At 46.9% G+C, this 19,229-nt stretch carries 16 protein-coding genes and 1 other annotated feature; all 16 genes read right to left on the bottom strand.

Annotated features, from left to right (window positions below):
* Positions 1–22: 22 nt before the first annotated feature.
* Positions 23–1,012, bottom strand: a complete 990-nt coding sequence (gene ruvB, locus H0G69_RS02425; protein WP_412176174.1) for a Holliday junction branch migration DNA helicase RuvB — start codon at positions 1,010–1,012, stop codon at positions 23–25.
* A 37-nt stretch (positions 1,013–1,049) separates the two neighbouring features.
* The gene (gene ruvA, locus H0G69_RS02420) at positions 1,050–1,649 is read right to left on the bottom strand and encodes a Holliday junction branch migration protein RuvA (protein ID WP_180305101.1); all 600 of its coding nucleotides are present in this window, start codon (positions 1,647–1,649) and stop codon (positions 1,050–1,052) included.
* A 58-nt stretch (positions 1,650–1,707) separates the two neighbouring features.
* On the bottom strand, positions 1,708–3,684 hold the full coding sequence (mutL, locus tag H0G69_RS02415) for a DNA mismatch repair endonuclease MutL (RefSeq protein WP_180305100.1): 1,977 nt from the start codon (positions 3,682–3,684) through the stop codon (positions 1,708–1,710).
* A gap of 11 nt (positions 3,685–3,695) precedes the next feature.
* Positions 3,696–6,344, bottom strand: a complete 2,649-nt coding sequence (mutS, locus tag H0G69_RS02410; protein ID WP_006500239.1) for a DNA mismatch repair protein MutS — start codon at positions 6,342–6,344, stop codon at positions 3,696–3,698.
* Positions 6,345–6,449: 105 nt separating this feature from the next.
* Positions 6,450–8,009: a ribonuclease Y gene (gene rny / locus H0G69_RS02405; protein ID WP_039945921.1), complete on the bottom strand. Its 1,560-nt coding sequence runs from the start codon at positions 8,007–8,009 to the stop codon at positions 6,450–6,452.
* 214 nt (positions 8,010–8,223) lie between these two features.
* Positions 8,224–9,318, bottom strand: coding sequence for a recombinase RecA (gene recA / locus H0G69_RS02400; RefSeq protein WP_039945923.1), 1,095 nt, complete (start codon positions 9,316–9,318; stop codon positions 8,224–8,226).
* Between the two features lie 81 nt (positions 9,319–9,399).
* Positions 9,400–10,665, bottom strand: a complete 1,266-nt coding sequence (locus H0G69_RS02395; RefSeq protein WP_128513064.1) for a competence/damage-inducible protein A — start codon at positions 10,663–10,665, stop codon at positions 9,400–9,402.
* 114 nt (positions 10,666–10,779) lie between these two features.
* Complete coding sequence (gene pgsA / locus H0G69_RS02390; protein ID WP_033934431.1) at positions 10,780–11,364, bottom strand: CDP-diacylglycerol--glycerol-3-phosphate 3-phosphatidyltransferase; 585 nt, start codon at positions 11,362–11,364, stop codon at positions 10,780–10,782.
* 25 nt (positions 11,365–11,389) lie between these two features.
* Positions 11,390–12,409, bottom strand: a complete 1,020-nt coding sequence (locus H0G69_RS02385; RefSeq protein WP_006500244.1) for a helix-turn-helix domain-containing protein — start codon at positions 12,407–12,409, stop codon at positions 11,390–11,392.
* Positions 12,410–12,497: 88 nt separating this feature from the next.
* Positions 12,498–13,796, bottom strand: coding sequence for an EF-P 5-aminopentanol modification-associated protein YfmH (yfmH, locus tag H0G69_RS02380; RefSeq protein ID WP_006500245.1), 1,299 nt, complete (start codon positions 13,794–13,796; stop codon positions 12,498–12,500).
* Positions 13,796–15,052 (bottom strand): EF-P 5-aminopentanol modification-associated protein YfmF, encoded by a 1,257-nt coding sequence (gene yfmF, locus H0G69_RS02375; RefSeq protein WP_180305099.1) that lies wholly within the window; start codon positions 15,050–15,052, stop codon positions 13,796–13,798. Before yfmF ends, yfmH begins: the two co-directional genes overlap by 1 nt.
* Before the next feature lie 140 nt (positions 15,053–15,192).
* The gene (locus H0G69_RS02370; protein WP_033934429.1) at positions 15,193–16,035 is read right to left on the bottom strand and encodes an amino acid ABC transporter substrate-binding protein; all 843 of its coding nucleotides are present in this window, start codon (positions 16,033–16,035) and stop codon (positions 15,193–15,195) included.
* Positions 16,036–16,052: 17 nt separating this feature from the next.
* Positions 16,053–16,694 carry an amino acid ABC transporter ATP-binding protein gene (locus tag H0G69_RS02365; RefSeq protein ID WP_033934428.1) on the bottom strand — a complete coding sequence of 214 codons (642 nt, stop codon included), beginning with the start codon at positions 16,692–16,694 and terminating at the stop codon, positions 16,053–16,055.
* A gap of 15 nt (positions 16,695–16,709) precedes the next feature.
* Positions 16,710–17,351, bottom strand: coding sequence for an amino acid ABC transporter permease (locus tag H0G69_RS02360; protein WP_147648968.1), 642 nt, complete (start codon positions 17,349–17,351; stop codon positions 16,710–16,712).
* 175 nt (positions 17,352–17,526) lie between these two features.
* Positions 17,527–17,757, bottom strand: a binding site (T-box leader).
* Positions 17,758–17,825: 68 nt separating this feature from the next.
* The gene (gene mreD / locus H0G69_RS02355; RefSeq protein WP_033934427.1) at positions 17,826–18,362 is read right to left on the bottom strand and encodes a rod shape-determining protein MreD; all 537 of its coding nucleotides are present in this window, start codon (positions 18,360–18,362) and stop codon (positions 17,826–17,828) included.
* A gap of 12 nt (positions 18,363–18,374) precedes the next feature.
* Complete coding sequence (gene mreC / locus H0G69_RS02350; protein WP_039945926.1) at positions 18,375–19,226, bottom strand: rod shape-determining protein MreC; 852 nt, start codon at positions 19,224–19,226, stop codon at positions 18,375–18,377.
* Positions 19,227–19,229: the final 3 nt, after the last annotated feature.

Genomic DNA, 19,229 nt, shown 5'->3' with positions numbered 1-19,229 from the left:
TTTTACCTAGTGTACCTAAGTTCTAATCACTGGGCAAAGCGACCCCTAAATGACGGTAGGCGGCTGGCGTTGCAACCCGTCCTCTTGGCGTGCGGGCAATGAAGCCGATCTGCAGCAGATATGGCTCATACATCTCCTCAATCGTCCCCATCTCTTCGCCAACGTTGGCCGCAATCGTTTTTAAGCCTACTGGGCCGCCATGATAGTAGTCAATCATCGTATGCAGAATGCGGCGGTCAATCTCGTCTAAGCCACGCTCATCAACCTGTAGCAGCTTGAGTGCCTTGTTAACGGTGACTGCATCAATGGCATCGCAGCCTGCAACCTGGGCAAAGTCACGCACCCGTTTCAAAAGTCGGTTGGCAATCCGTGGCGTACCTCTTGAACGCATTGCCAACTCACGGGCACCAGTTGGTTCAATCGGCATGGCAAAAATCTTGGCCGATCGAAAAATAATCTTTTCCAATTCTGCCTGACTGTAATATGCCATATGCTCAATAATGCCGAAACGATCTCGCAAAGGCGCCGATAAGACTCCTGCTCGTGTCGTTGCGCCAATCAGAGTAAACGGCGGCAGCGGAAAATGAATCGGATGCGCGGTTGGTCCTTCACCAACGACAATATCGATAAAATAGTCTTCCATTGCTGAGTAGAGCATTTCCTCAACCGTTTTCGGCAGCCGATGGATCTCATCGATAAACAAGACATCGCCTGGATGAAGCTCATTTAGCATTGCAACCAGATCACCCGGCTTTTCAATAGCTGGTCCGCTGGTCGTCTTGATGCCAACGTTCATCTCATGAGCAATCACCATTGCCAGCGTGGTTTTCCCTAATCCCGGCGGTCCATATAACAGCACGTGGTCCAGCGCTTCTTCACGACTGCGGGCAGCTTGAATATAAACAGAAAGCTTTCTTTTGATCTGTTCCTGGCCAATATAGTCAGCCAGCCATTGCGGCCGCAGACTGGTTTCACCGGCACTTTCAGCTTCGTTTTCAACCTGTGCCGACATCAAGTGCTGATCATCGTCCAAAAAGGTTCCTCCTCTCTTAGCTCAGCAAGCGCAGTCCCTGCCGCAGATAATCATCAGTCGACATTGCCGATTCTTTGCTAAGCGCTTTTTGTACTTTTTTCACCGACCGTTCCGGATAGCCCAGTGCCGTTAAAGCAGCCAAGGCATCCCTTAATTCAGTCGTCATCTCGATATCGCTGGCTGGCACGTTGAAATCCAGCGGCTCATTGGCACGCAGCTGATCAATCTTGTCATGCAGATCCAAGACGATTTGGCCAGCCGTTTTCTTGCCAATCCCAGGAAACTTGGTCAAGTAGCCGACGTTGTCATTGGCAATCGCGTCAATCAAGCCCTGGTGATCCGGATTGGCCAGAATTGCCAAGGCGCTTTTGGGACCGATTCCCGATACGTTGATCAGCTGCATAAAAAGCTGCTTTTCTTCTGCACTGACAAAGCCATACAGAGTAATCGCATCCTCTCTAACGGCTTGATATACATAAACCTTGACCTTATCGCTGGGATTGACCTGCCAACGAAACGGATTGGCACAGGCCAGCCGATAGCCTACGCCATTGACGTCGATTACGATGTAGGTTGGCGCTGTATCAACAATTGCCCCAGTAAGATATTCAAACAATTTTTATTCCTCACTTTTTAACTGTTGTTTTTCATTATACCACACAAACGTTCGCCATCTAGAATGAATGGGCATCAAAATCGCGCGAATAGGCTTGGTGATGATCCTGAATCCGTTTAAAAAGCTTCTCTAGATCAGTATCAGTAAAGCGAATCGTAACTGGGCGGCCATGTGGACAATTAAACGGATTTTGACACTGGGCCAGCCTTTCCAACAGCGCCTTAGCCTGCTGATTATCCAAATGATGATTAGCCTTGATCGCACGCTTGCAGCTCATCATCATTGCCGTTTTCAAACGAAAATGCGCCACGCTCAGTTCTGTGTCGCTCAATACCCAATCAATCATTTCTTTGGCCGTTGCCTCTTCTTGTCCTTCAACAAACCAAGTGGGATGCTCAGAAAGGACAAAACTGTTCTGTCCAAACGGCTCCAGATGCAAGCCCACCCCTTTAAGAATATCGAGATGCTCACTGATCTTTAATGCCTCGGCTGTCGAAAAGCTTAAGACCAAGGGCGTCAAAAAAGCCTGCTGATCATGACCAACCTCGCCGATTTCATGCCGAAAGCGCTCAAAGTTGATTCGTTCTTGGGCAGCATGCTGATCAACCAGATAAAGACCATCTGAAGCCTGAGCCAGCAAAAAGGTGCCATGATACTGCGCTAGATACTGCAGATCAGGGAAGCGCTGGTTTTCCTGATCGCCTGCATCGTCAATATCCAGCGCCATTTCTTCAGTCTTTACGTCTGCTTTTGTTGGCTGACTGATCGAAATCGGCTGCTCAAATGGTGGTACCTGCGACTCATTTTGATAGCGCTGGTCAAAAGCAGCCATTGCAGGCCGGGTCAGATCCTCACGCTCTTTGATGACAACCGGTGCAGCAGCCTGATGCTCATCATCTTCAGCTGCGGTAACCGTCGGCGGCGTAGCTTGAGTTGGTGCTTTTTCATCAGCCGTCTGGTAGGCAGGTACGGCTTCAGCAAAATGCGCTGCTTGAGCTTTTTGCTTATCTTTTAGCTGCCGTGCCTGTGAGCCAGCGTCCGGAATCAGATTCTGATTAGCCAGACTATGATAGACAGCCTGTTCCAAAAGACTGGCCAACTGATCTTCCTTGCTTAGGCGAACCTCACGCTTGGCTGGATGCACATTGACATCAACCAAGACCGGATCCAGATCGATATTAATAACGGCAAGCGGAAACCGTCCGACCATCAGCTTTGACTGATAGCCGGCAATAATCGCCTTAGTCAATGCATAGCTGCGCACATAGCGATGATTGATCGTCAGCGTGATATGGCTTCTTTGGGCACGCGTCAGTTCTGGTCGCGAGATATAGCCAGAAATTCTAAAATCTGGATTTTCCCCTTGGACTGGAATCATCCCGCGCCCAACGTTAACGCCATCGATAGCGGCAATGACCTGCTGCAATCTGCCATTGCCTGCTGAGCGAAACATTTCTCGCCCGTCATGAGTAAACGAGATTGCAACATCAGGATTAGCCAAAGCCAAACGATTGACGATATCAACCAGATGACTCAGCTCGGTTTTAGGTGACTTCAAATACTTTAGCCGCGCCGGGGTATTATAAAACAGCTCCGTCACTAAAATATCCGTTCCTTGCCGCGCAATTGCCGGTTTAAGCGACTTCTCCACGCCACCGCGAATATGATAGGCCGTCCCTTCTTGTCCTTTTGTTGCCGTTGTCATGATTACATCAGCAACTGAGGCAATACTAGGCAGCGCTTCCCCACGAAACCCCATCGTCTGGACGCGAAACAGATCGCGCGCTGATTCGATCTTGCTGGTTGCGTGCCGCTTAAAGGCCATTGGAACGTCGCTTCTGGCAATTCCGTCACCGTCATCGATCACGCGAATACTGCCTAACCCAGCTTCAGTTACCACGACGTCAATTCGATGACTGTGCGCGTCCAAAGCGTTTTCTACCAGTTCCTTTACGATTGATGAGGGACGTTCAATTACCTCACCAGCCGCAATCTGATTGGCCAAAACGCTGCTTAGTTGATGAATTTTTCCCATGAATGCTCAGCTCACTTTTGTTTTGCCAGTTTTGTCTGCCATTCGTAGACCTGGTTCATGATTTCCATTGGCGTCATTCCCATTAAATTTAGATTCTTAAGCTGACTGATCACTTTTGCTTCTGGACCTGATGCAGACTTGACAGTTTTTGGTACTGGAGCAAACAGTTCCAGCTGCCCATCTGGTTCGGCGGCAAGTGGCGTTGGCTCATCAGCATCTGGTACCGCAACTGATGATGAAGCAGCCGGCGCAGCGATTTTTTCAGCTGGTGCGGTCAATTTGATCTCATCTTGACTTTCCAACTGATTGAGAATTTGAGCAGCCCGTTTCAACAGATCTGCCGGCATTCCCGCCAGTTTGGCAACATGAATCCCATAAGACTTATCAGCCGGACCATCCTCAATTTTATGCAAAAAGACAAGCTCGCCGTTTTCTTCAGTTGCGCCGACATGAACGTTATGCAGGTGCTTAAGCGTCTGCTCCAGATCGGTCAGTTCATGATAGTGCGTGGAAAACAGTGTCTTAGCGCCGACATGATCATGAACGTACTCAATAATTGCCTGTGCCAGTGCCATGCCGTCATAGGTTGCCGTGCCTCGTCCGATCTCGTCAAACAAAATCAGACTGTTAGCCGTAGCATGCTGCAGTGCATTGTTAGCTTCCATCATTTCGACCATAAACGTACTTTCACCAGCAATCAAGTCATCAGCAGCGCCAATTCGCGTAAAAATCTGATCAAAAATCGGCAGGTTCGCCTGATCAGCTGGTACAAAGCAGCCCATCTGCGCCATAACTGCTGTTAGAGCCAGTTGCCGCATATAGGTACTTTTACCTGACATGTTGGGACCTGTGATCAAAAGAATCGATGTCTGCGGATCCATCAAAACGTCATTTGGCACGTACTTCTGGTAGCCCATTACCTTTTCAACCACTGGATGCCGGCCGTTTTTGATTTCCAGACGGTGCGCTTGGTTCATCTGTGGCCGTACAAAATGATAGTCTTCGCTGACCACTGCAAAACTCTGCAAGACATCCAGCTCTGACAAGGCCTTCGCCAGTGACTGCAACCGATTGATTGCCTGCTTGACGGTTTCGCGCACGCCTACAAACAGATCGTACTCCAAAGCAGTTGATTTCTCCTGCGCGCCTAAAATCAAGGCTTCCTTGGCTTTTAGTTCTGGCGTGCTGAAGCGCTCGGCATTCGTCAGTGTCTGCTTGCGTTCGTAACGTTCAGTCGGCAGCTTGCTTAAATTGGCCTTAGTAACTTCAATATAGTAGCCAAAAACATGATTATAGCCAATCTTAAGGTTGCTGATGCCGGTTGCTTCGCGTTCTTTGGCCTGCAGCTGTGCAATCCACTGCTTGCCATTATTCATCGCGTCACGGTACTGATCAAGCTGGTCGTTGTACCCTGTCTTGATCACGCCGCCGTCAGTAACCGAGATTGGCGGTTCTTCAGCAATCGAGCGTTCAATCAAGTCGGCAATATCAGACAAGGGATCCAGTTTGGCTGCCAGATCATCAAAAACCGGCGCGTCAAGCGTTTCTAAAATATACTTGATTTTTGGCACCTGCAGAAGCGATGTCTTTAACTGAATCAAGTCGCGGCCATTTACGCTGCCATATGCAACCCGGCCAGCCAGGCGCTCCAGATCGTATACTTGGGTCAGTTCCTGCTGCAGATTGCTTCTTTCAAAATAGTTGTCCAACAGTACCTGAACCTTATCCTGCCGCTGCTCAATCTGTTCAGCATCAATCAAAGGGCGATCCAGCCAGCGTTTTAGCAGCCGACTGCCCATTGCCGTTTTCGTTTCATCCAAGAGCCATACCAACGTTCCCTGGCGCTTGCCGCTGCGCATATTGGTCGTTAATTCCAGATTGGTCTTGGAATAATGATCGATTTTCATATAGGAGCTCGGCTGATAAGAGATCGCCTTTTGCAGATGGTCAAGCGAGCGTTTCTGCGTTGTCAGCAGATATGAGACAAGCTGCGCAACCACCTGTTTTTCGCCAGGTCGTTCGAGGTCTTGCGTCAGGTAGCTGACTTCGGCATTTTTTAAAATTTCAGACTGTTTGGATAGTAAAATGTTGCGTTTGGTCAGCTGCTGTTCTATTTCAGAAGACAGCGAGTCATCAGCGACGATTTCTTTGGTCTGCAGGTTGATCAGCTCGTTTAAAGCCGCGTTTTTTCCTTTCAGCGTGGTAGTCTTTAATTCACCGGTTGCCAGATCTGCATAGGCCAGCTCAAACGTTGAGCCCTGCTGATTCAAAGCAGCTAAATAGTTGTTATTGCGGGCCGCATCACCGCTTTGATCCATCTGCGTTCCTGGGGTAATCAAGCGCGTAACGGCACGCTTAACCATTCCCTTGGCTTTTTTAGGATCTTCCATCTGTTCGCAGATAGCAACCTTGTATCCCTTATCGATCAGAATGTCAACATAGCCATCAACAGCCTTATGCGGAACGCCGCACATTGGAATTGGGTTGGCAGCACTGTGATTGCGTGTCGTCAGCGTCAATTCGAGGATCTGGGCACCCTTGACGGCATCATCATTAAACAGCTCATAAAAATCACCCAATCGATAGAACAAAAAAGCATCTGGATATTGATCTTTAACTTGTTGATATTGTGCCATCATTGGCGTAAGCTTTTTAGCCAAAAATTTTCACCTGCTCCATTTATATTAATTTCTTTATTTTACATGAATTTGAATCAAAAACGCAAAACAGGGACTGAAGAACCGCTTCTCCAATCCCTATTTTTACTATTTAGCATAATCGACGGCGCGTACTTCACGAATAACCGTAACCTTGATATGGCCAGGATATTCCAGCTGTCCTTCGATCTCCCGCTTAATATCATGTGCCAAAGCCGTGGCCTGCAAGTCCGTAATCTTGTCTGGCTTGACAATAACGCGAACCTCCCGCCCGGCTTGAATAGCATAGCTGTGATCAACGCCCGGATTGCGGTTGGCAATCTCTTCTAATTTTTTGAGTCGTTGAATGTATTGCTCAAGCGACTCGCTTCTAGCACCTGGACGCGCACCTGAAACTGCATCAGCCGCCTGAACCAATACGGCAATGACTGATTCGGCCGGTACGTCGCCGTGGTGAGAGGCAATCGTATTAATCACAACTGGATTTTCTTTGTACTTGCGAGTCAGCTCGACCCCCAATTCGACATGTGAGCCATCAACCTCATGATCGACGGCCTTGCCGATATCATGTAATAAACCAGCGCGTTTCGCTAGGGTAACGTCTTCACCAAGCTCGGCAGCCATAATACCTGCCAGCTTGGCAACCTCAATTGAATGGTCCAAAACATTTTGGCCATAGCTGGTCCGATATTTCATCCGACCAATCGTTTTGATCAGATCAGGATGCATCGCATGCAGTCCCAGATCAAATACGGTCTGTTCGCCAGTCTCACGCAGCTGAGCATCCATATCTCGGCGAGCTTTTTCAACTGCTTCTTCGATCTTGGCAGGATGAATTCGACCATCTTGGATTAAGCGTTCCAAAGCCATTTTAGCAATTTCACGCCGCACCGGATCAAAACCACTCAAAACGACCGCTTGTGGCGTGTCGTCGATAATCAGATCAATCCCGGTTAAAGTTTCCAAAGTTCGAATGTTACGTCCTTCACGCCCAATAATTCGACCTTTCATATCGTCATTAGGCAGGGCGACAACGGAAACGGTCGCTTCTGAAACCGTGTCAGCAGCACTGCGTTGAATTGCTTCAACAATCAGCTGCTTAGCCTTTCTGTCAGCTGCCAGTTCAGCAGTCTGCTCACTTTCGCGGATCATAACCTCGCGTTCCGTCTTCAACTCATTCTGGAGCTGTTTTAACAACAGTTCTTTGGCATCTTCATGCGACATCTGAGCTACTTTTTCCAGTTCAGCCTGACGCTGTTCAATCAATTGCGTTACTTGTTGTTGACTTTTTTGAATCTGCTCGTTCCTTTGATCCAGTTTATGTTCGCGGGAACTGACTGCATTTTCTCTTTTTTCAAGGGCATTATCCTTGCGATCAAGGGTGGTTTCGCGCTGCAGCATCCGGTCTTCTTGACGCTGAACCTCATCGCGACGCTTTTTAAGCTCTTGCTCCACACTTTCCCGATATCTGTGACTTTCTTCTTTGGCCTCTAAAATAGCCTCTTTTTTGGCCGTCGCAGCATCTTTTTTCGCAGCAGCGATAATTCCCTCGGCGCTATTGTGCGCCTGTGCAATTTGTTTCTCATAAGAGACTTTTCGAATTACATAGCCGACAATAATACCGACAACCATAGCGAGCGCGGCGATAAACAAGCCGAAAGCACTCATCGTTTCACCTCCGCATCAACTATTTTATGTTGTTGGTTGAATTAACAATTAATTAATAGTGAACAAATGAAAATCTGCACACAAAGTAATTTTAATCGTGCTTATGAATAGTGTCAATAATTCAAGTTAAACAAATCTCAATGTAGCTTCTGTGACATTAAGATAACTAAATAAAAACTCAAATCCAGCTGCGGCCGAATTTGAGTTTTATTGCTTACTTATCGTCAGTTTCCGTTGCCACGTCAAGACTTTCCTGCTGTGGTTTTTTGTTTTTGGCAGTCTCATTTTCGCCATCAGCTGCTGTTGTCAATGAAGCATCCGGCTCCATACCATAGGCAACTCGAACTTTGTTAGTCAGCTCGGCCATTGCTTCAGGATGTTCATCCAGCCACTTCTTGGCATTTTCACGTCCCTGACCAATTCGTTCGTTGCCATATGAATACCAGGCACCACTCTTTTTAACCAAGTCTTTTTCAACAGCCATATCCAGGACTTCACCAGTCTTAGAAATCCCTTGACCATACATGATATCGACTTCTGCTTTTCTGAATGGCGGTGCAACCTTGTTCTTAACGACTTTGATTTTGGCACGGTTACCAATAACCTCAGTCCCGTCTTTCAACTGTTCACCACGACGGATTTCCATTCGAATCGTGGAATAGAATTTCAGTGCTCGGCCACCTGGCGTCGTTTCCGGATTACCAAACATAACCCCGACCTTTTCCCGAATCTGGTTGATAAAAATGGCAATCGTCTTAGTTTTATTGATTTCACCAGAAAGCTTGCGCAGTGCCTGCGACATCAGACGTGCCTGCAGACCAACGTGAGTATCACCCATCTCACCCTCAATTTCAGCACGCGGAACCAATGCCGCTACTGAGTCAACGATCACGATATCAACCGCGCCGCTAGCAATCAAGGCATCAGCAATTTCCAAGCCTTCTTCACCGGTATCTGGCTGAGAGAGCAACAGGTCCTTGACATTAACCCCTAATGCCTGTGCGTATTGTGGGTCTAATGCATTTTCAGCATCAATATAGGCTGCCGTCCCGCCACGCTTCTGAACTTCAGCAACAGCATGCAGGGCCACCGTTGTTTTACCGGAACTTTCTGGTCCATACATTTCAATAATTCGGCCACGCGGATAACCGCCTACCCCCAGTGCTTCATCAATTGCCAGCGAGCCACTGGAAACCGTCGCAATCTTGGTATCAGCTGCGTCACCCATTCGCATGATGGAGCCTTTGCCGAAGTTTTTTTCGATTTTACGCAGTGCATTTTCCAGCGCTGCCTGTCGTTGATCAGCCAAAATGTTTTCCTCCTTATTTCCGAAGTTGTCTGTAACTATCTTATCAGTAATCATGGGTAAAAGACAAGCAAAAAGTGAACGTTAGTTCGTTTTATTTTGCAAAGCCCAATAGGTAAACAACAGTCCCATCTGAACGCTGCGTTGGCGAATCCATTGGCGCGTTGCCATTTTTTGCGAGAGATGCAGCTGGCTGGTCTGAGTTGGCTGCCCCTTGATTGCAATCCCGATCCAAACCGTTCCAGCAGGCTGACCTTCTAAATCATCTGGGCCGGCGACCCCAGTAAATGAGACGCCAACATCGGCATTCAGTTTCTTTTGACATCCCTCGGCCATTGCTTTGGCAGTTTGAGCACTGACGACGCCATATTGGTCGATTACGGCTTTAGGAACGCCCAACAGCTGTTCTTTTGTCTGCGCGGCATACGTTACAAACCCACCATTAAAGACTTTCGATGCGCCTGGAACGCTGCAGATCGTACTTTGAAACATACCGCCCGTCAGACTTTCCGCACCAGTAATCGTCCATTGATGCTCTCGCAGCAGCTTAACGACTTGTTCAGCCAAGGTGACGTGTTCGCCAATTCCAAAACAATATCGGCCAACACGCTTGAAAATGGCTTGTTCAGCAGCAGCCAGCTTTTTTTCTGCTTGAGCCTGCATTGCGTCATGAATGGTTAGACGAACTTGAATCTCACCAGGCTGAACGTATGAGGTTGCCAAGACGTCATCAAGTTTGGCTTCATCTAATACCTGCTCAATCTCATCCATCAGCTGCGATTCTGGGAGTCCTAAAAAATGCAGATTATGACTGAAAATGGCTTTATCATTGCCAAACTGCTGTTTTAAAAGCGGCAAGAGGCTCTGGGTTACCATCGGCTTGAATTCACGCGGTGGCCCGGGCAAAACGACATAGGTGTGCCCTTGATGGTTCAAGTAGGCACCATCAGCCATTCCGGTAGGATTAGCCAAGATCTGACCGCCTTTTAGATAATAGGCCATTTTAATGTTTTCTGGCGTCATTTTGGTTTTTCTGATCACAAAATCGGCTTGAATCTTTTGCCACTGCTCATCATCCAAAGCCAATTCAACGCCAATTGCCGCAGCCGTGCTTGCCATGGTCTGATCATCCAGCGTTGGTCCCAAGCCGCCACAGACAAAGATCAGCTGAGCACGTGTCTGTGCCTGACTGATGGCTGCCTGAATCCGCGTTGGATCATCATCAGTCGTTGTCTGCCAGTGAGCATCAATATCCAGCCGCCGCAGCTGATCAGCTAAGAAACGGGCATTGGTATTGACAATCTGTCCTAAAACGATTTCAGTTCCAATTGAGATAATTTCTGCTTCCATAAGCATCCCCCTCAACTTAATATATGCCGATTATCGGCTTATGCATTAAAAAAAGCAAAAAAAGCAAGTTCTAAAGCGCAGTGGCTCTAAGAACTTACTTTAATTTAGCCAATTTTATTTAAATCCATCCGCAAAAACGCCACGACCCTTAACAAAGTAGTCGATTCCTGAGTAGACCGTAAAGAACAGGCAAATGTACAGCATAATCTGACCAAATGGAATATTCCAGATTGCAAAAATCACATTGTGCAAAAGCAAGAAAATAATGGCGATAAATTGAGTCGTCGTCTTAATCTTGCCCGGCATCTTGGCAGCCAGCACCGTTCCATTTTGTTCTACCAGCAATAGACGCAGGCCCGTTACCGAAAGCTCACGCCAAATAATAATAGCAGTCACCCAGGAAGGTACGACCCCTTGACCCGTCAAGACGATAAAAGCCGTCATTACCAACAGCTTATCAGCCAATGGATCGGCAAACTTACCGAAATTGGTTACTAAATGGTCACGACGCGCAATTCGACCATCCAGATTATCAGTAATCGTGGCCGCAATAAACAGGATCGCCGCAATCAGTTCGGCAACTGGAATCGTAGCACCCCAAAACGTAACGCTGCCCCAATCAAATGGCACTACCATTAAGATCAGGAAAAATGGAATAATGATCAGCCTAACGATGGTTAATTTATTTGGTAAATTCAACGAAACTTCCCCCTATTTCACTAAATTAACGCGTACTGGATACGCTCGTCTGCGTTGATGAGGTTGACGCAACCCCAGACGTCGTACCTGACCCAGCAGTTGAAGACGTGCTTTGCGAAGTACTGGTCGTCACGGCAGATGAAGAAGTTGAAGAAGCTGAAGACGATTGCGTAGTATTGCCAAGCTTAATCGTAACCGTCCGCGTGTTTGGATAAGTGTTGTTCTGCGTCAGATCAACCGTGGTGTTGCCAAGCTTGACTGTAGTAGCGCTGGCATTGCCAAGCGTCAAGACGATCGTTTGGGCGTTCTTGGCAATATTGATTTTTTCCGTTTGGTTGGCGCTCATCGTCTTGCTTAAACGCTGTGAGTTATCAACCGTTACTGCATTCCAGGCTTGTCCAGAAGTCTTGATCGTCAAGGTCGTGTCCTTGGTTAAGGCATCACCGGTAAACGTAACCGCACTGCTGGTCCGCGTTGAAGCCGTCAGTTTGATGCTGTCAGACGTCTTCTTTGAGCTGGACGATGACTTCTTTTTGCTTGAGCTGGAAGACTTCTTGCTTGATTCACCTGAAACCTTGACTGAGCTGTTGTCAATCTTGGTCGAAGAATCACGATGACCTCTAACGATTGCCGTCAGCCAAATTGCCGCCAGAACAATAACGACGATGACAATCGCAATCACCGTTGGCAGATACTTTCTGGCATCGTTAACCTTGGTAAGCTTGCGTTTGGAAGTTGCCCGCGTCTCAACGGCTTGAGCAATATGTTCCGAATATTCATCAGTCTTGGCTTTAGGCAGATCGTCATCGTATTCCTTTAACAGATCCTCGCCGTCCAGACCAACCGTATCAGCATACTGTTTGACAAATGCCCGAACATAAAAATCGCCAGGCAGCTCATCAAACTTTTCGTCTTCGATGGCAATCAAATAGCGTTTTTGAATCTTGGTCGCCTGCTGCAGGTCATCTAAGGTATATCCCTTGGCTACCCGAGCATCATGAAGCTTTTTACCAACTTCTGGTCGTTTTTCTTCGTTTTCACTCATACCTAATCCTCGTTCTTTTAAATTTTAAATTAGTCCATAACCTAAAATAGTATAGCATACTATCGCGACGGCAAATTTTAAGAAACGCTTATTTCGTTGGCGGTACGATTTGATAGACCGAGAGCCGCTCTGGTTTGACGAATTGATCAATGGCAATTGCCAGCTCATCATAATCAATACTGCGCAAAATCTCAATTTCATCCAGCAGCGTTGCATGATCAAAATAGCTGCCACCGTACAGCATTGCAATGTTTTCCGGTGAGTCCAGCTGATTGATCAAGCGGCCCAGCATCGCGTGCTTTACGTCTTCAAACTGATTTTTCACTGTTGCCAGCTGTTCAGGCGCCTCTTTTAGAATCTGAATCATGGCATCGGCAAACTGCTCCATTTGATCAGTATCCGTGCTGAAGGTTGCCAAATGAAAGCCGCGCTGAATCTCAAAATTATAATTAAAAGAATCGTCTATAACACCAGTATCATACAAACGTAAAAAGTTGGCTGACGTCTCATCAAACAGCATTGCCAGCAAAAGATTGATCCGCCATTTATAAAGCAGCCGTTCCTTACCGTTTTCAAAACTTTGAATGCCGCGCAGTCCGACCATTACCTTAGGCCGCTCAACTGCCATCGTCAATGTACGAAACGGAATGACGTCGTTGGCGGTCGGATCGCTGATTACCGCGGTTCGCTTAGGCAGCTTAGGCGCATCAAAATGCTTGACTGCCTGATTTTGCTCAACCCACGCTAGAACCTGCTCAACATCAAGTCGTCCAGCAACAAACAGATTCATATTGGCTGGTTGATAAAAGGTACGATAGGCATCGTAAAGAATTGGTGCCGTAATCTTTTGAATCGATTCCTGGGTGCCGGCAATGTCAATATGCATCGGGTCATTAGGATACAGGTTGCCCAGCATCCCAAGATATAAACGCCAACTGGGATCATCATTATACATGGTGATTTCTTGACCAATGATTCCCTTTTCCTTAGCGACGGTTTGTTCAGTAAAGTATGGATCCTGAACAAAATCCAGCAGTACATCTAGGTTTTCGTGGAGGTGAGAAGTCGTTGAAAACAGATAGCGCGTCTGCGTAAAGCTGGTAAAAGCATTGGCATCGGCTCCCAGCTTGCCAAATAGGTCAAACGCGTCATGATCGGCCTTTTCAAACATTTTATGCTCTAAAAAGTGCGCCACGCCATCCGGAACCGTCAACAGCTCATTTTTTTGATCAGGCACGAATGTATTATCAATTGAGCCAAATTCAGTTGACAAAACAGCATAGGTCTTATGAAAGCCTTCCATTGGCAGCATCGTTACCAAAAGACCATTATCCAGCTGCTTTTGGTACACGTTTTGATTGAATTCCGAATATTTGAATTGCTGCATTATTTCTCACCATCCAAAAAATAGACTGCCTGCAGCTGAAGCTTTTTAGCCAAATTGGCAACCTGCTCTTTAGTCACCTGCTGCAGTGATTCAATAACGTTTTCTGCTGGCAGCCGATTACTCATACAGTCAACCAGCCAATGCTCAACAATGCCGCCAGGAGCATCCAGACCAGTCTGATACTGGTTGATCAAGGCATCTTTGACTTCCTGCATGACCGTTTCGCTAAAATCACCCTGCTGAACTGCCTTGACCTGAGCCTCTATTAATTGTCGCGCCTGGTGATAGTTTTTGGCATCGATCCCCGTCTGAATTGCCAGATGACTGCTGAACAAACGCAGCTGACTGGATGCATAGTAAGCTAGGCTGGCTTTTTCCCGCACGTTGGCAAATAACTTGGAATATGGCGTGCCGCCTAAGATTCCATTCATGACCAAAGCAGCATAGTAGTTTTCATCACGATAGAAAACCGGAAAGTGATAAGCCAGGTTCAGTTTGGCCTGATTAACGTCTTGGCGCTCACTCAGCTCACGAACGCGATGATGAAACGGCTGACGATAATAGATGTCGTTAGGCAGTGGCGACTGACGCGGTGATAACGGCCACTGTCTGAAAAGATCAAGTACCGCCTGCGGATCCACATTGCCATAGACAAAAATGTCAATCTGGTCATGAGCCAGCATATCATAATAGGTCTCAACCAAAGATGCCGGCGTTAGCTTGTCCAGATCCTCCAGCCGACCATAGCTGGGAATCCGCATCAAAGAGCTTTGGTCATAATAAAGACGGTCCAATTGCCAGGCAGCGTAGTACTGTTTGTTTTCTTTAATGGAAGCCAGCTCATTGGCAACGTTTTGCCGCTGGGTCTTAAAGGTTGCTGCATCAAAAGCGCCATCCGTTATTAAAGGACGAAAGATCATCTGATACAAGATATCCACCAGACTGGCAAAAATACCTGGCTGAGCAAAGCGATCGTCAACTGCCTCAGCCCGTACCCGCAGCGTATGTGCATAGCCAATGCGACTGACGCTGGCACTGGCATCGGCGCCGTATAGATGATTCAAGGCCTTGGCAAATGCTGTCTGCGTTGGATATGCTGCCGTACTGGTTTCCAAAAGATTGGCCAACAGATTGCGTGCTGCCGAATTATCTGCCGTCTGTGGCGTTGCAAAGTTGATCAGAATTCGATTAACGTGAAACCGCGACGTTGGCTCAACATGCAGTCTAACGCCCTGCTGCAGATTAAAATCCACCATATTACCCTCATTTCCAAAATCGATTAATGTTTTTGATTGTCATAGTTCATTCTTACTGATAGATACAATATTCCATATTACTTGATTCGCCCATAAATTACAAACGAGGGCCCGTTAAGTCGCGCCCTCGTTGGTTAATTTTATTTTTTTACTGGTCCCAGATAATTGCTGCTGACGCCAAACCACTTCTTATTGATTTGCCGCAGCTCGCCGTTTTTCTGGAGTCTAGCCAAACCTTCGTTAACCTTCTTTTGCAAGGTCTTGTCACCCTTGCGCATCCCAACGGCAAAATAGTCTTGCGGCATCTGCGGATCTGAGTAGACTCGATAGGCCGAGCTGTCTTTTTGGTGCTTAATGTAGTAGTCCGCATAGACCTCATCCATTAAAATGCCTTGAATCCGCCCCGCATTCAAATCGATAAATGCATCAGGGAAGGTATCATAAAGCACGGCCTTGTGATTCTTGATCTTATCTTTTAACAGTTTAGGATACTCGTCTAAAGCCATTGCTCCCGTTGAGCCATTTTGGACGCCTAAACTCTTCCCCGCCATATCGTTGAAATTATTGATGTGATCTTTTTTCTTGGTAACCAGCACTTGTTTGTTAAGCAGGTAAACACGACTGAAAGCAACTTTTTTAGCTCGTTGCGAAGTTACTGAATATCCGTTCCATAACAAATCAATAGTACCATTTTTTAATTCGGTTTCTTTCATTGACCAATCGATCGTTTGAAAATCAACCTTAATGCCATATTGTTTAAAGACTGCTTTAGCCAGATCAATATCATAGCCAACCAGCTTGCCATTTTTTTCCCGAAAGCCCATTGGCACGAAACTGTCATCCAGACCAATCACAACCTTGCCCCGCCGCTGAATCTGTTTCCAGGTGTCTTGCGTATCAGCACGCTGGGTAACGTTTTGACAGCCACTCAACAGCATAACCGGCAAAATCAACAGCAGCAACCAATATTTGAACTTCTTCAATTTTCCGGCCCCCATTACTATTGCTGATCCAAAGCTTTAACCTGCAGAATATCGTCAGCGACTTTTTGAGCAAACTCCATATCATGCGTAACCACCAGCTGCGTCATACCGTCTTTTTTTAAGCCCAAAATCAGCTTGGCAACCTCATCACGCAGATTAGGATCAAGAGCAGAGGTTGGCTCATCGTAGCAAAGGATCTTAGGCTTCATCGCCAGTGCCCGCGCAATTGCCACACGCTGTTTTTGACCACCAGAAAGCTGATATGGATACAAATCGCCTTTACCATCCAAACCCAGTTCCTTTAAGAGATTTTCGGCATCCTGCTGGGCGGCGGCTTTTGCTTTTTTCAAGACCAGCGTTGGTGCCAGCGTAACGTTTTCAAGAACCGTCAGATTAGGGAAAAGGTTAAAGTCTTGGAAAACAACTCCGATCACACTGTCAGAGCGATCCGTTCCCTGTGGATCAAAAGGACGACCATCAATCAAAAACTTACCGCTGTCGGCTGCCTCTAAACCAGTAATGCAGCGCAAAAGCGTTGTTTTACCTGCACCGGATGGACCAACGATGCACAAAATCTCACCATCTTTAACCGTTAAGTCAACGCCGTCTAAAATCTGACGCCCACCAAAGCTCTTTTTAAGTTCTTGCACTTCCAGCATCTTCATGGCCTCCTTTTACTTAAAGTACGAATAGCGCTTTTCAACCTTGTTCAGGATAAACGTACAGATCCCGATTAAGATTAGGTAGATCAAGCCAACCAAAAGCAATGGTACCAAAGTTACGTCCCGTGCCGTAGCAACATTGCCAGCCCGCAACAGATCGCCCAGACCAATTACGTATACCAAAGATGAGTCCTTGACCAGATTGATGACCTCGTTGCCGATCGAAGGAATTACGATCTTAACGACCTGTGGAATCACGATCTTGCGCAGCGTCTGACCATAGCTTAAGCGCAGAACCCGCGCTGCCTCATATTGGCCTTGATCAATTGACTGAAAGCCGCCCCGAAAGATTTCGGCAAAATAGGCACCATAGTTGAGAATAAATGCAAACAGCGCGGCATCGTAACGCTGAAAAACAATCCCAATAATTGGCAAGCCATAAAAAACAAAAATTAATTGCAGCAGCAGCGGCGTACCCCGCATCAGCCAGACATAAAGCTCAAGCAGCCATTGCAGCGGCCGAAACTTGGAAGTCAATCCTAAACTAACTAAGATCCCCAAAGGCAGTGAACCAAGCAGCGTCCAGAAAAACAGCTTTAATGTCATGCCAGCGCCTTGAAACAGCGATGGCAGAATTTCCATAACATAGTGCATTGACATGATAAAACCTCCCTCAAATGCTTCGATAACAAAAAACGTCCTCAACAGTCATAACAACTGTCGAGGACGCCGCAGCGTGATCCCACCTCGGATTTGCAACGGCTTCACAGCCATTGCCTCATTAAGTTCAAATTTTCCAGAAAAGCAAAAACGCCCCCGAGCACATGGCTCAGAGGGCGTTGCCGCGGTTCCACCTCATCATTGCAGTCAGCTCACGCTAAACTGCCTCAGCGAGTTCAAATTTAAACTCTGTGCTGTAACGGGCTTCCCCGGAGCGACTTACTAAATTCGATCGCCCAACTCGCAGATGTGATTCACTGTTGCCTTCTGGTCGCTTCCCATCAACCGCGACTCGCTAAGCAGACGGCTAAACAGCTACTAGTCTGTTCTTTGTTTTTGTTATCGTTTTTTAATAATTGTCAGTATCTTACTATCATCCAACAGCCTTGTCAAGACCTCACCGTAAATTTAGCGGCGTTCGATATCAGCAGCCCAAGTAATCAGCTTTTGCAATGGAAAATACAAAAACAGCAGATATACCAGATTCAAAAGCAACGTTGGCAACAGCGTATCCAACAAAAAACCGCCCAGGCCAACCTTGGCAATTCCCACTGCAGCATAGGCCCAATAGTTAAAAAGCTCAAATACCGTCAGATCGATCAAAAAGACCAGGACAATCATCGGAAACGATGACGTGATATATTTAGCCAGCAATTTCGTCAGACCAACAACCATTGGATAAAGGAACATGAACAGTCCCAGGATCCCTGAATAATAGAGATCACAAAAAATCCCCGCGACGACCGAAAATCCAATCAACGGAATCTGAATGTCGCCTTCAAAAAAATACGAGCAGACCAGCCAGACAATGACCAATTGACTGACCATTGCATAGGGATAATGAAAGAAAAAGCCTGCAAATATCTTGCTTAAAGAACCATCTAAAAAGAGGGCAGCGAACAGACCCAAAGGAAACACATATCTCAACCGGGATAATCTATACATGTCACACCGCCTCTAATCGTTTAATTCCGCTACCGTAACGATATTGATCTCGTTAAAGTTCGTAGCCGGTTTGATGTAGACTTTCTTAGCCAGTCCATAATCATCCTTGCCGATACGTGAGACTTTGCCGACATAGAGTCCTTTTGGCGTAATACCGCCCATTCCGTTGGTTACGACCTTAGCGCCTTTTTTAATCTTAGCCGTTGAGGTTACCTGCCCCATAATCAGCTCATTGGTTCTGGCATTATAGCCCGTAATGATCCCGTTGACGCTCTTACCATCAGTGCCATTAATCACAATTGAAAAACGATTGGATGACTCGCTGGTATCACTGAGCAGTTCAACTTTACTGTTGGTCTTGTTAACTTCCGCCACTCGGCCAATCAAGCCGCCGCCAGAAAGTACCGGCATGTTCTTTTTAATACCGCTGGTCTGCCCCTTGTTGATCACTAATTGCTGCTGCCATGAAGAAGGCGTCCTGGACATTACAGCTGCACTAACGGTTGAATAGTCGGTCAGCGAGTTCTTGAGCTTCAATTCTGCTTTTAGCTGCTTGTTTTCCTTAGCCAGCGTTTGGTCACGAACCTTAACCTGGGCCAGCTCAGATACTTTCTGCTTCAGCTCGCGATTTTCCGTGTAGGCATTCATCAATCCGGAAACTGAATCAGCGACGCCCTGTACGGCATTGACCGGATATGCCACAATGCCATCGGCAAAGCCGGCGATGTCATTGCCAAACTGCTGAATCAGTGGTGGGGTCGAACGACGGTTGCGCATCGCAATCGAGCCGCCCATTAAGCCAAAGCAGACTACTAGAATTACCACTGTAATTACCAAGCGGCGATTCGAAAAAAACTTCTGCATTTT

The organism is Limosilactobacillus mucosae (genome assembly GCF_013423865.1).
GTDB lineage: Bacteria > Bacillota > Bacilli > Lactobacillales > Lactobacillaceae > Limosilactobacillus > Limosilactobacillus mucosae.
Note: the sequence above shows the minus strand (reverse complement) of the source record. Positions and strands in the feature narration are given on the sequence as shown.

What these genes read in the sequence shown, in the direction of transcription:
- ruvB (WP_412176174.1), bottom strand. Translation starts at nt 1,012, where the DNA reads ATGTCGGCACAGGTTGAAAACGAAGCTGAAAGTGCCGGTGAAACCAGT.
- mutL (WP_180305100.1), bottom strand. Translation starts at nt 3,684, where the DNA reads ATGGGAAAAATTCATCAACTAAGCAGCGTTTTGGCCAATCAGATTGCG.
- rny (WP_039945921.1), bottom strand. Translation starts at nt 8,009, where the DNA reads ATGAGTGCTTTCGGCTTGTTTATCGCCGCGCTCGCTATGGTTGTCGGT.
- H0G69_RS02395 (WP_128513064.1), bottom strand. Translation starts at nt 10,665, where the DNA reads ATGGAAGCAGAAATTATCTCAATTGGAACTGAAATCGTTTTAGGACAG.
- H0G69_RS02385 (WP_006500244.1), bottom strand. Translation starts at nt 12,409, where the DNA reads ATGAGTGAAAACGAAGAAAAACGACCAGAAGTTGGTAAAAAGCTTCAT.
- yfmH (WP_006500245.1), bottom strand. Translation starts at nt 13,796, where the DNA reads ATGCAGCAATTCAAATATTCGGAATTCAATCAAAACGTGTACCAAAAG.
- yfmF (WP_180305099.1), bottom strand. Translation starts at nt 15,052, where the DNA reads ATGGTGGATTTTAATCTGCAGCAGGGCGTTAGACTGCATGTTGAGCCA.
- H0G69_RS02365 (WP_033934428.1), bottom strand. Translation starts at nt 16,694, where the DNA reads ATGCTGGAAGTGCAAGAACTTAAAAAGAGCTTTGGTGGGCGTCAGATT.
- H0G69_RS02360 (WP_147648968.1), bottom strand. Translation starts at nt 17,351, where the DNA reads ATGCACTATGTTATGGAAATTCTGCCATCGCTGTTTCAAGGCGCTGGC.
- mreD (WP_033934427.1), bottom strand. Translation starts at nt 18,362, where the DNA reads ATGTATAGATTATCCCGGTTGAGATATGTGTTTCCTTTGGGTCTGTTC.
- mreC (WP_039945926.1), bottom strand. Translation starts at nt 19,226, where the DNA reads ATGCAGAAGTTTTTTTCGAATCGCCGCTTGGTAATTACAGTGGTAATT.